Annotated in this window: 3 protein-coding genes; all 3 read left to right on the top strand. The window is 46.7% G+C overall.

All coding sequences use genetic code 11. From position 1 onward, the window contains the following. Nucleotides 1-27 precede the first annotated feature (27 nt). Nucleotides 28-912 carry a methylisocitrate lyase gene (gene prpB / locus ACE3T3_RS08690; RefSeq protein ID WP_374665998.1) on the top strand — a complete coding sequence of 295 codons (885 nt, stop codon included), beginning with the start codon at nt 28-30 and terminating at the stop codon, nt 910-912. A 1-nt stretch (nt 913) separates the two neighbouring features. Continuing rightward, nucleotides 914-2,050, top strand: a complete 1,137-nt coding sequence (prpC, locus tag ACE3T3_RS08685; RefSeq protein ID WP_374665996.1) for a 2-methylcitrate synthase — start codon at nt 914-916, stop codon at nt 2,048-2,050. 827 nt (nt 2,051-2,877) lie between these two features. Then, a complete protein-coding gene (locus ACE3T3_RS08680) occupies nt 2,878-14,094 on the top strand; it encodes an ESPR-type extended signal peptide-containing protein (RefSeq protein WP_374665994.1) in 11,217 nt (3,738 codons plus the stop codon). Nucleotides 14,095-14,175 lie beyond the last annotated feature (81 nt).

The following is a 14,175-nucleotide window of genomic DNA, read 5'->3' as shown; positions in this document are numbered from 1 at the left end:
TCAGCTTAAATATTCATGGAAGGGAATATGACACAACAAACATCTGCAGGCTTAAGATTTAGACAAGCACTGGAAGTAGAGAAACCATTACAAATCATTGGTACGGTGAATGCTTATGCCGCGATGATGGCTAAAGAAGTCGGTTATAAAGCAATTTATTTATCGGGTGCCGGTGTTGCAAACTATTCATACGGTTTGCCTGACTTGGGTATGACGAGCTTAGACGACGTATTGGAAGATGTGCGTCGTATTACTGAGCGTGTTGATACACCATTATTAGTTGATATCGATACCGGCTGGGGCGGTGCATTTAACATCGCGCGTACCGTGAAACAAATGATTGCTGCAGGCGCAGCGGCGGTGCATATCGAAGATCAAGTGGCACAAAAACGTTGTGGCCACCGTCCAAATAAAGAAATCGTATCGCAACAAGAAATGGTTGACCGTATTAAAGCTGCGGTCGATGCAAAAACCGATTCAAACTTTGTGGTGATGGCACGTACCGATGCGCTGCAAAAAGAAGGTTTGCAAGCGGTGATCGATCGTGCCTGCGCTTGTGTTGAAGCGGGTGCAGATGCGATCTTTGCTGAAGCGATGACGGACATCACTATGTACAAAACCGTATGTGATGCAGTTGGTGTGCCTGTATTGGCGAACATTACTGAATTTGGTGATACACCGTACTACACCAAAGAAGAATTAGCTGAACAAGGCATTTCAATGGTGCTATATCCATTGTCAGCAACCCGTGCGATGCAAAAAGCCGCACTGGAAGTGATGCATTCGATCCGTAAAGAAGGCACCCAAGTCAACGTGCTGGACAAAATGCAGCAGCGCAAAGAACTCTATCAATTCCTTGATTACCACACTTTTGAAAACACATTAGACAAACTCTTCACGGAAGGAAAATAAAATGGCTGAAGGAAAAGTACTTACAGGCGCAGGATTGCGTGGACAAGTGGCTGGTAAAACCGCACTTTCAACAGTAGGCAAAAGCGGTGCAGGCTTAACTTACCGCGGTTATGACGTACAAGATTTGGCAGAAAATTGCCAATTCGAAGAAGTCGCTTACCTGATTTTCTTTGGCGAATTACCAACTGCAGAACAACTGGCGACTTACAAAGCCAAACTCAAATCACTGCGTCAATTGCCGCAAGCGTTGAAAGAAGTGCTTGAGCGTATTCCTGCAGATTCGCATCCGATGGATGTGATGCGTACAGGCGTATCAATGCTGGGTAACATCGAAACTGAAAAATCATTTGATGAACAGCAAGATGTGGCTGACCGTATTTTGGCGACTTTACCTGCGATCATTTGCTACTGGTACCGTTACAGCCATGACGGCGTACGCATTGAAGAAAATACTGACGATGATTCAATCGGTGCGCAATTCCTTCACCTATTACGTGGTGAAAAGCCAAACGAACTGCATGAGCAAGTGATGAATGTATCGCTAATTTTGTATGCAGAGCATGAATTTAACGCTTCTACATTCACTGCACGTGTTTGCGCATCAACATTGTCTGATATGCATTCATGCATTACCGGCGCGATTGGTTCACTGCGTGGTCCACTACACGGCGGTGCGAACGAAGCAGCGATGGAAATGATTGAAAACTGGACTTCGCCAGAAGAAGCTGAACGCGAAATGTTGGGCAAGTTAGAGCGTAAAGAGAAGATCATGGGCTTTGGTCATGCGATCTACAAAGACAGCGATCCGCGTAATGGCATCATCAAAGTTTGGTCTGAACGCTTAGCTAAAGATGTCGGTGATACAGTGCTTTACCCAGTTTCAGTACGTTGTGAAGAAGTGATGTGGCGTGAGAAGAAACTGTTCTGTAATGCTGATTTCTTCCATGCGTCTGCATACCACTTCATGGACATCGCAACCAAACTATTCACGCCAATCTTTGTGATGAGCCGTGTTACAGGTTGGGCAGCGCATGTGATGGAACAGCGTGCAGACAACCGTATTATTCGCCCAAGTGCGGACTATACGGGTTATGAACTGCGTAAGGTGCTGCCAATTGAGCAGCGTTCAGCAGCTTAATTGCTCATAACTAAAAACGCAGGTTTTTAATTTATAGCGCTTAAATCAGGTCTCTTGTTTAAGCGCTTGAATGAAAATCATAAAAAGCTGGCAGAAACTCTGCCAGCTTTTTTTATTGAAAATTAATCGAAAATAATTTCTAAAAGTGATTAAAGCGGGTTTGATATATTCATTTTTCAGAGTGGATTTACGCTTAAGTTGTCAGGAGACGATTGGGTTTTTAAGGGGGGTAATAAATATTTATTTTATATATATGATTGTAATTTATTGATTCGATGAATTTTATTTTTAGTATTTAGGTTTAAGTATTTAAAAACTATATTAGACCTCTTGCGTTAGTCAAAATTTAATCAGTGATAAGCGTTGATTTTTAAATAAATATCAACATCTAAAATAGTCATTAAAGATACTTTCGCAAGAGGTCTATTAGAAGAAAAATAAATATGCACTGATTTGTTTTAGCTGGATATTATAATCAGAATATTCCCTTCCCCCCCCTTTAAAATTAAATAATGAATAGCAATAGGTGTAATGAATATTTATTTATGTGATTATTAAAGGGAATAATAAATAATTATTGGTTCATAACAGCTTCTTATTATCCCTATTTACAGTGATAGCAATCATTTTTTTTGAGTGCTTTAATTACTTGGTTAATTAAATCAATAAATTTAGCGCTTACTTAATTGTTAGATATTTTAAAAATTTCAATTTAAAGCTGGCAGTATGTATTTGATGGATTCTTATAATGAGTGATATCAGGAAAAAGAAATCATTTCATCAACATATTGATGGTTGAGCATTGAAGAAATTATTGGGGAAAAATAATGAATCATGTATATCGAATCGTATGGAATGAAACACTAGGAGCATGGGTTGCGGTTGCAGAAAATGTAAAACGAAAGGGGAAGCGCTCTACAAGCAAATCCATACTGCAAGCAGGTTTATTCTTTACAGCATCAGTGATGACTATAAACGGATATGCTTATGATCCTGTTGAAACCTGTAAACCCCCAGTGAATTCAGCGAAAAACTCATGTGTGAAAGGCAGTCAGTTTAATCAGGTAATAAAACTTAGCTCCTCAAATAACTCAAGTAATGGATTAGGGGCTGTTGCAAAAGGTGAAAATGGTAAAGATGGGCGAGATGGGGCCTTATTTGTGAAGCCGAAAGCCGGTGGAAACGGTGGAGATGCAGGCGGGATTGTATACAAACCAGCTTCTGAATCATTTGATCAGGCAACTGGTACCATTACTGTTTTATACAACACTTATATCCTTGATAAGGATAATAAGGAAGTATTGAGTGGGCAGAGGAAAATTGTTTATAGACCGAATAGCTTGGCATCTATCCTCGATTCATCTGTAGTAAATGTATCTTACATCCGTGAAATTTATGACATGCCTTTGTCGGAGTGGAAGCTCATCTCAACACAGACGATCACAGCAAGTAAAGTAACAGTAGCAGCAGGAGAGTTCACGGTTGGCATCGCTGATGGTTATCCGATGGACGTGAATTATTCTGCAACAGAACCGACAGCAGCTGAGCCAGCAATAGTGAACCCTCGATTAAGTGTTGAGATATCTTCCAATAATAGTACGCGTCGACAAGTTGTTGTTACGGGGACAACGGGACTTTATGCAGTCAGCGAAGGTGGCAAGGGCGGTAAAGGCGGTGACTATATATTAGGTGGAAGTGGTAAACCAGGTGGTACAGGTGGTGATGCTTCAGATGCGTATTTGGCTATTAGACAGATAGATTTGACCATGCAAGCTGATAAGGCAGTTGGTGTTTATGTTAAGTCCAAAGGTGGCAAAGGAGGTGATGGTGGTGGAGCATACGGTGCAATAGTCGGAGGCGGCGGCGGCGGAAATGCAGGTGGTGAAGGCAAAGCTGCAATTGTAGATGTCGCAAATACGTCTATTGTAATGAATGGCGACAACTCAGTTGGCATTTTAGCGGTCAGTGAAGGTGGTGAAGGCGGTAATGCTGGTGGGACTGTTGGACTGGTCACACATCAGGGAAAAAATCAGACGGCAGGAAAAGCTGGTGATGTAACAATTACAGTAGATGATGCTTCTTCAATTCTAATGAAAGGCAATGAATCCGTTGGTATTTTAGGTCAATCAGTTGGTGGCGCGGGCGGTAATACTGGGTTTGCCGTCAGTATTGCGAACCTCGGTGGGAAAGGCGGTTCAGGAGGGGATGCTGGAGCAGTAAATATTGATAATTCTGCTCTTGTTGTAACAAAAGGGGGTACGGATTCTTCTGCAATTATTGCTCAGTCACTGGGCGGTGGCGGTGGTAGCGGTCGCTTTTCAGCGGCAGCTTATAGTTTAGGTGCCCAGGGTGGTGCTGGTGGAAACAGCGGGGCTGTTAGCGTCACGAATAATAATATACTTAGCACAGCAGGTGAGGACTCGCACGGCATACTCGCTCAGGCGATAGGCGGTGGTGGTGGTAATTCCAGTAAATCAATAGGTTTTGCCGGTATTGGTGGAAATGCAACCAGTGGTGGCGCAGGTGGAGTTGTCACAGTTAAAACAGAAAGTAACAGTCAAATCAGTGTGAAAGGTAAGCATTCGAGTGGGATTGTCGCCCAGTCGATTGGCGGAGGTGGTGGTAATGCTGGTTTAACGGCTGGAGTAGTTTCCATCGGTGGGGATGGTGGTACAGGTAATGATGCCAAATCAGTTACTGTGGATAATAAGGGTGCAATCACGACTGAAGGCTCTGAAGATGCGGCTGGTATTCTTGCTCAGTCCATTGGTGGTGGTGGTGGTAACGGCAGCATGAGTGTTGCAGCCGGTGGACTGGTCAGTATTGCTATTGGTGGTCAAGGTGCAGCTGGTGGTGTTGGCGGACAAGTCACGGTCACGTCATCGAAAGATCGTGAAATCAAAACAAAGGGTGAAGATTCTTCTGCAATTGTCGCCCAGTCAATAGGTGGTGGTGGTGGTAATGGTGGCATGGCAATTGCTGCCAACGCCAGTATCTCTTCTCCGATTACTGCCAGTGTGGCACTTGGTGGAAAGGGGGGGGCTGGTGCAGGAAGCAATAATGTCACTGTTACAAATGATTCAAAGTTAACAACAAACGGGAATCGTTCTACTGGTATTACTGCTCAGTCCATTGGTGGTGGTGGTGGTAATGGGGGGATTGCAGTCGCTGCAAGTGCTGGAGTATCTGCTATAACTGTTAATGTTGCTCTAGGCGGTACTGGTGGCGACGGTAGTCAAGCTAAAAATGCGATTGTAAATAATAGCGGTGTAATTTCAACCGAGGGTATAGCTTCTACAGGTATTCTTGCACAGTCCATTGGTGGTGGTGGCGGTAATGGAGGGCAGTCAGTCAGTGGTTCGTTGGGCGTTAATGCACTGACTGTAAATACGTCATTTGGTGGTAATGGCAGTAATGGCGGAACTGCGGGAATCTCAAAGGTCATAAACAGTGGCGTAATTAAGACTGCTGGCGCAAGCTCATCTGGTATTGTCAGCCAGTCCATTGGTGGACATGGTGGTCAGGCTGGTGGGGCGGTAAGTGCCTCTGCAGGGGCTTTGGCAGCAGTTAACCTGGCTTTTGGTGCTAATGGCGGTACAGGTGGTACAGCAAAAGAAGCAAGTGTTAAGAACACAGCAAGTCTAATCAGTACAGCTGGTGATAATGCAAATGCTGTTCTGGTTCAGTCCATTGGCGGTAATGGTGGTAATGGTGGCTTCTCAGGCGCAGCAAATGCGCTGTCATCCAGTATTAACTTAGCCATGAGTGGAAATGGAGCAACAGCAGGTTCCGCAGGAAAAGCAATTCTGGAATCGGTTGGTACAATTGCAACTGGTGGAAAAAATGCTGCTGCGCTGGTTGCACAGTCCATTGCAGGTAATGGCGGTAATGGTGGACTGGCTGTCAGCGGTTCAGTAGGTGGTCAGGTATCTGCAAACGTTGCTGTTGGTGGTGATGGTGGTACAGGTGGAAAGGCCAGCACTGTAATAGTTAATGCGAAAAAAGGTGATCAGAAAGAAGAAACCGCCACCCTGTCTACAGGTGGTGAAAATTCTGTCGCTATTCTGGCGCAGTCCATTGGCGGTGCAGGAGGGAGCGGTGGGCTTGCAGTCACTGGTACAGTTTCTGGCATAGGAAGTTATGGAAATGTCGGGATTAGTCTGGGAGGGAGTGGTGGAAGTGGCTCAACTGCTGGTGAAGTTGTTGTGGATACTGACCATATCATTCTGACTAAAAAGGATAATTCTGCTGCAATTCTGGCTCAGTCCATAGGTGGACATGGCGGTAATGGTGGCTCTACTGTTTCTGCAAACGCAGGTTTGCCAATGGCCAGTGCCCAGATTGCCATTGGGGGGAATGGTGGGGTTGGCGGAACATCAGGCAGAACGGCTGTAACATCCAGTGGAAAAATTCATACTAAAGGTGAAAACTCAGGGGGAGTAATCGCTCAGTCGCTGGGTGGTGGCGGAGGTAATGGCGGTTTTTCTGTGGCAGCCAGTATGTCTACGGCTGCAAATGCTTCAGTGGCGCTCGGAGGGGCTGGAAATAATGGCGGAAAAGCAGGTGCTGTTGAAATTGCTCTGAAGAATGATGCTGACAAAACTGGTTTTATTCGTACAGAGGGTAATCAGTCCATTGGTGCACTTGCACAGTCCATAGGTGGTCAGGGGGGGAACGGTGGCTTCTCCGTTGCTGGAAGCCTGAACCTGAATGCTGTTGGAGGTGGCGGAGTTTCCGTTGCATTGGGAGGTAATGGCGGTGATGGTGGAAAATCAGGCGAAGTTACGCTGAAGTCCGAACAACAGATTATAACAGGTGGCGATTTTTCTTCAGGCCTTCAGGCACAGTCCATTGGCGGTAATGGCGGTAATGGTGGTTTTTCGGTTGCAGCCTCGGGTACAGGCTCTCTTGCAGGAGTGGTGGCTCCTGGTGGGCCTTCAGCAGCTATAGCAGTATCGCTGGGAGGAAAAGGTGGAAATGGCGGGCAGTCAGGAAAAGTAACTTTAACCAGTGCAGGCAAAGTCAAAACTACAGGTAACTTTTCAAATGGTGTAATTGCCCAGTCATTGGCGGGTAATGGTGGAACAGGTGGTTTTTCAGACGCCTTCAGTCTTACTGCTTCCAAAGTCGGTGCTGTCACTGGCAGTGTAACTGTTGGTGGTGATGGTGGTAAGGGAGGGAGCGCAGGTCAGGTCAGGGTTGATGTAACAGATGATATTGAGACCGGCTATGTTCCTTCTGCTGAAGAATTGGCTAATGGTGCATTTACACGTGGTGACAATGCTTCGGGTATTGTGGCTCAGTCCATAGGTGGTTCTGGTGGAGCAGGAGGAATGTCACTCGCTGGTGCGCTTTCTGCAAGTCAGGGGACTTCAGTTGCACTTTCAGCAAGTGTTGGTGGCGCGGGTGGTGCTGGTGGTGAAGCCGCAGATGTAGAGGTTAAAAATACGGGTAATATTACCACCAGGGGCGAGTTTGCGAATGGTATTCTGGCCCAGGCGATTAATGGGAATGGTGGTTCAGGCGGCATTTCTGCCAGTCTGAGTGGTGCTGTTACTCAAGGGCTGGGTATTGGTGCATCAGTTTCGCTTGGTGGTAATGGTGGTGGTGTTGCAACTAATAATAAGACCAGTAAAGTTACTGTGGAAAATGGTCAGAAAGGAAATATCAGGCAGATTGTCACTCAGGGTAATTTTGCCAATGGTATTGTTGCCCAGTCCATTGGTGGCAGTGGTGGTACGGGTGGTTTAAGTGTTAGTGGCGCACTTGCTGTTGGGGAAGGTGCTGGTGCCGTAAGCGTATCTGTAGGCGGTAAAGGGGGAGAAGGCAGTACCTCTGATATCGTTTCTGTCAAAAATATCAGCACACTTATTTCAACAGTAGGCAAAAAAGCCAGCGCTATTGTGGCGCAGTCTCTTGGTGGTAATGGTGGAAGCGGGGGCATGTCGGTATCTGGTGCTGCTTCCGTGAGCCAGGCCGGTGCTGCAGCATTGTCTGCAAGTGTTGGTGGAAATGGAGGAAAAGGTAATAAAAGTGCCGATGTTACCGTTCATTCAGACAACAGCGAAATTATTGCTCAGGATCAGACACAGGCGACTATTTCAACTCAGGGTGAGTCATCGCATGGTATTGCAGCACAATCCATTGGAGGCGGTGGTGGTGATGGGGGCATTTCAGGCAACCTCACGCTGAGCAGTGCCAATAGCACTTCCCTTACAGCTGCTGTTTCAGTAGGTGGAAATGCTGGAGATGGGAATACCTCGGCTAACGTCAGTGTGATCAGTACAGACAACATACTGACAGAGGGCGTGAACTCAAATGCCATTCTTGCCCAGTCCATTGCAGGTGGTGGTGGAGACGGTGGTTTTGGTCTGAATGCAATGTTAAATGCCACACCAACCACAGGTATCAATATTGGCGCATCTGTTGGAGGTCAGGGGGGCGATGCCAATTCAGCAGGGAATGTAAAAGTTGAATCGACGGGCAGTCTGGTTACAACAAACGATTACAGTCATGCCGTGCTTGCACAGTCCATTGGTGGTGGTGGCGGTAATGGCGGTTTCACAGCAGGCTTGAGTGCAACAAGTGCTCAGACTACGGTTGGGGTTAATGCAAATGTAGGTGGTTTTGGTGGAAATGGTGGTCTGGGAGGAAATGTTGATGTACAGCGAAATGGAGATATCTTTACACAAGGCTCAGATTCTGCAGGTATTTTAGCTCAGTCCATTGGCGGTGGCGGCGGAAATGGTGGGTTGGCTGTCAGTGTTAACCTTATCACTCAGGATGCCTATGCTGCTGCGTTCAGTCTTGGTGGTTTTGGCGGAAAGGGTAATGCGGCGGGAGCGGTAACTGTCAAAAATAATGGCAATATCGTGACAGGTAAAACCGGGACCGCAAATGGAAAAAAATCGCAGGCAATTCTTGCACAGTCCATCGGCGGCGGCGGTGGTAATGGTGGATTGGCGGCATCATTGACGCTCAAAGCATCAAGCCAGAAATCAGGAGTTGTACTGACTGCTGCAGTTGGCGGTATGGGGGCAGATGGCGGAACTTCTGATACAGTCGATGTTGTCAATATAGGTGCGTTATATACTTCAGGAGATGCTTCACAAGGTATCCTTGCCCAGTCTATTGGCGGCGGCGGCGGTGATGGCGGCAGCTCTGTTTCAGGTAGTCTGACAGGTCCAGCCTTTGGACCTGAAGCGAAAACAACTGCACTGAATGTTGCCGTCGGAGGATTTGGCGGTTCAGGAAATAAATCAGATCAGGTCACCGTGACACAGACTGGACAGATTTTTACTGAAGGATTTAATGCCAGCGGTATACAGGCACAGTCCATTGCTGGCGGTGGTGGTATTGGCGGAAATTCTACTGCTGTAACGCTGAGCATAGCCTGTGATGAAGTCTGTGACGCAGTTTCCGGTGGAGTAACTCAGACACCAGGAGATACCATGATTACGACCAGTATTGGTGGCTGGGGAGGCAGTGCCAATGATGCTGGCGCTGTGACAGTGAATAATGCAGGTTTAATTCAGACACTTGGCAATGGCTCAAATGGTATTTACGCACAATCCATTGGTGGCGGCGGCGGTGATGGTGGCCACTCTGTTGTTGAGGCCAAAACATTTAAGCCATTATCTCCACTGGGTAAACAGACTTTTGCACTGGGAGTGGGCGGATACCTTGGTTCTGCGGGTAATGCAGATACAGTTCAGGTCAATCACAGTGATTCCATACTGACCAAAGGTAAAAATGCTAAAGGTATACTGGCTCAGTCCATTGGTGGTGGTGGTGGTAATGGCGGCAACAGCTCAGGTGCAAAAGTTGGTGTGGGAGGTGGAGCATTCCAGTCAGAACTGGCAGAGGGTATGCAGAAACTAAGCAAAATTACGGGGCTTGATTTAACAATTGCTGATGGTTCATCCGGTAATGGTGGTGCCGTGATCGTGAATACAACGCTTGCTGCCAATGCTGTCGATATTAATGGCTATTCGAATTTTATTCTGACTGAAGGTGAATATTCAGATGCTATCTTTGCCCAGTCCATTGGTGGTGGTGGTGGTATAGGTGGTTCCGTTACAGGTGGTTTGCTTGCGGTTGGCGGCAGTGGCGGAAAAGGGGGTAATGGTGGTGCTGTTCAGGTGAACAATGAGCTCAACCTTTTGACACTGTCTACAGTTTCCCGTGGTATTTTTGCCCAGTCCATTGGTGGCGGTGGTGGAGCCGGTGGTGATATTGATGGTCAATCCACAGTGGGAATTGGTGGAGCCGGAACTATGGCGGGCCATGGCGGCACTGTAAAAATTGAAAATAATGGCTCCATTTCAACCATGAAGAACTTATCACAAGGGATGCTGGCGCAGTCCATTGGCGGTGGTGGTGGTACAGGTGGCAGTGCTGAACAGGCAACGGTTGCAGTAGGTGGTGGCGCTTTAAGTACACTGCTGAATGAAATCGGAGTGAACATGCAAATGCCTGTTGGTGGCAATGGTGACATCGTTACGGTTAACAGTGGATTGCAGAAAGATGATTCACGGATTGATACTGAAGGTGATCAGGCCAGTGCGATTGTTGCACAATCCATTGGTGGCGGCGGTGGTATAGGTGGCTCAGCGAGCGGGACTCTATCGATTGGTGGTTTTGCCGCAGCAGCAGGACATGGTGGACAGGTCATTATTCAGAATAAATCTGTCCTAACTACCAAAGGACAGGATTCATCTGCGATTGTTGCCCAGTCCATTGGTGGTGGTGGCGGTATCGGTGGCTCCAGCGCAGGTAAGGACAATGCAGAAGCTGTAGTTGCGATTGGTGGTAATGGTGCTAATGCAGGAAATGCAGGCAAAGTGAATGTCAGCAATAAAGCAACTGCAATTGTGACGACGGGTGAGAATGCACGAGGTATTATTGCTCAGTCCATTGGCGGTGGTGGTGGTGCTGGTGGTGCAAGTAAAGGGATGGATATTAATGGAACCATCAACAATGCAGCACTGAAAGTGGGTTCACTGGGATTGGGAAGTGGTGTAACCAATGCTTTACTGACCCCGATTCAGAGTTCACAAAGTCTCGTGAATGGATTGATTGGCAGCATATCCAAACCATTACAGGATTACTTCAATAATGTGAAGACCATTGCCGGCGGAAACGCAGACAGTGTTCAGGTCAAAAATGCCCTCAAGAGCAATATTGTGACCAAAGGACAGGGTGCAGATGCCATTGTTGCGCAGTCCATTGGTGGTGGTGGTGGTACATCCGGCAGTGCTTCAGGAATACTGATTGCAGGTGCAGCACAGGGTGCTCAGGGTAATGCTGGAACAGTCAATGTTGACAATGACGGTGGTCTGTATACAGAAGGTGATCATGCAGCTGCGATTGTTGCGCAGTCCATTGGCGGCGGTGGTGGTCTGAGCAGTGGTCTGGACCAGACAGCTGCATATGCACAGCTCGGTGCAAATCAGGCATCAGGAGTGGCAGATACGGTATCAGTCAACCACTCCGGTATTATTGCAACATCAGGTCGCTTGTCTCAGGGTATTCTCGCACAGTCCATTTCTGGCGGTGGTGGTTCAATTGGTCTGAGCGAACATCTACAGCTTGGAGGAACAAATACTGCACAAAGCCATGCCAAAGATGTATCTGTAAATAACGTCGGTTATGTGGAAACGGAAACAGATGGTTCATCTGCCATCGTTGCGCAGTCCATTGGTGGTGGTGGTGGTTTTGCTGCTGGAACACAGGAAGTACTGACATCAAAAAATGGTTCAGGTAACAGTGGAAAAGTCAGCATTATCAATACTGCTGCATCAGGCACACAGCCCGCTGGAATTTTCACGACCGGACGCTTTGCTCACGGCATCATCGCTCAATCCATTGCTGGAGGTGGTGGTTACAGTAACCTGATGGATGCAACAGGCAATCTGACAGGATTCTTTGCAGGTACAGCAGGTGGTACAGGTACGGCAGGAAACGTCAGCGTTGATCAGCTGGGCAATATCTCTACCAAAGGTGAGGGTTCATACAGCCTCTTTACACAGAGTGCAGGTTCCACGAATGGCAATATCAGCATCAATATTGGCAAGGAAAGTGTGTTGATTGGTGGTCTGGGAAGTGGCGCGGCTGTGGGCATGTTTGATGGCTTGAACAATCAGTTGACCAATGCAGGTTATCTGACTGCATTCGGGCAAACTGAAGGCTTGTATCTGAATGAAAATATGCAACTGACAGCCGCTGGCTGGCTTGATGGGAACACCGTGAATGCAGGAACAGGCAATGACACAGTGCAGAACAATTCATTTATGACCGGGTCATTATGGCTGGATGATGGCAGCAACACACTGACCAATGCTCAGAATGCCTGGTTGCTTGCAGGTCAGATGATCCAGATGAATCTGGCAGGGGCTGCAAATAAAGGCGAAGCAGTCAATGCAGGAAACTGGGCTGTAGGCGGTGTGAACCGGGTGGATGCAACCTATCTTGACGGTAACTTTACCCAGAGCAGTACAGGGAATATGTACTGGGATTACGATCTTGACCGTTCATCTGTACAGCCTTCAGCTGTACCAGTATTCCGCAACTTGATGAGCGCGGTTCCATCTTCCAGTCTTGGCGCTTCGGATATGATGACTGTTACAGGTACGGCAGTTTTAGGCGGAACAGTCTCTGTTAATTTAATGAATCCGAATAAAGTGACTCCAGGGACTTTTGATCAGACATTGGTCAGTGCACAAAATGTAGTAGATACTGGGTTTACAGTGAGTGCTGTACCATCGGCAGTCGCATTATTCAGTAAAGTTGTGACCAATAATACTTCTGCGATCCGTGCAAATATTGATTTTGCGCGCACAGCGCTGAGTGAAAATGGCCAGCGCTTGGGACAGGCTATTAATGCAATTCAACTGGATCAAACCAGTCCAGCATTTGAACCTGTTGCTGCAGCACTCTTGTATCGTCCAAATATTGCGGCTTTGCAAACAGCCTATGATTCAATCAGCGGGGAAGGAAATGCTGCAATTTTACAAACAGCGTTTAATCATACTCAAGGTGTGATGAATGACATTTCTGTTCAATCAGACTATTGGCGTTCTCGTTCAAATTATGCGAAGAATAATAATGTCTATACTGTAATTTGCGATCAATCGACTGCAGATGGCGAGCAATGCATAGATGACAGCCAGTGGCGTGTTTGGATTAGCGGGCAAAACGGCAAGTATATAATTAATAATGACACGCGTTATGGGACGGCAGATTATTCAGCTGATAGCTACAGAACGGTTGCAGGTTTAGATTATGCGATCGATAAAAGTTCATTGTTTGGTTTAGCCTTTGGCTCTTCGAAAACGCAGTTCAATGTTGCAGACCGTGATGCTAGTGGATTGGTAGAAAGCAATAGCCTTGCGCTGTACGGCAGTAAGGATTTTGAAAAACTGTATTTAAAAGGTGCGTTAAGCTATGACTGGCTTGAGGCGAGTACAAGACGATTTGCTTTTGTTGAAGGGTCAGCTGCTCCTATTGTTCCAGTAGCTAGTGTCGCCAATAATTTGCAGGCAGAGTTTGAAGGGAAAACGTTGAATGGCCGCGTGGAAGCAGGCTATAAAACCAATTGGAAAAAACTCAACATTACGCCATTTGCAGGCCTTCAGGTGTCATTGGCGAAAATGGGCGCGGCAACTGAAAAAGCAGCTGAAACTGATGACTTACTGGCATTGGCTTATAGCAAAAATGATGCTTATTCAGTGCCTGTATTTGTTGGCGCGCAATTTGATTCGATGTTTATGTTTAGCGAGGGCAGCATTCAGCCTTATGCCAAACTCAGTTTTGCCCATGATTTTTCAACCAAGCGGCCAATGGAAGCGGGCTTTGTTTCGGCACCGGGCTATAAATTTGAGGTGCAAGGCGCCGTGCCTGATGCAAATACGATGGATGTTAATATAGGTTTCAAAATGACCTCTATTACAAATTTAGCATTCTACGGGCAGTTTAACGGTCAATATTCTGATAACGGGGCAAAAAATGAAGGCGGTACTTTAGGCCTCGAAATTCATTGGTAATTCTTACAGAAAGATAATTAAAAACAGGCGCTAAGGCGCCTGTTTTTATGAATGCTGATGCTTCATAACTCTCTATAAAAA

Source organism: Acinetobacter sp. (genome assembly GCF_041919735.1).
GTDB lineage: Bacteria > Pseudomonadota > Gammaproteobacteria > Pseudomonadales > Moraxellaceae > Acinetobacter.
This window is presented reverse-complemented; position numbering and strand designations above follow the sequence as displayed.

Bases quoted from the DNA above. Each gene is read 5' to 3' on its own strand.
- prpB (WP_374665998.1), top strand. From the start codon at position 28: ATGACACAACAAACATCTGCAGGCTTAAGATTTAGACAAGCACTGGAA.
- prpC (WP_374665996.1), top strand. From the start codon at position 914: ATGGCTGAAGGAAAAGTACTTACAGGCGCAGGATTGCGTGGACAAGTG.
- ACE3T3_RS08680 (WP_374665994.1), top strand. From the start codon at position 2,878: ATGAATCATGTATATCGAATCGTATGGAATGAAACACTAGGAGCATGG.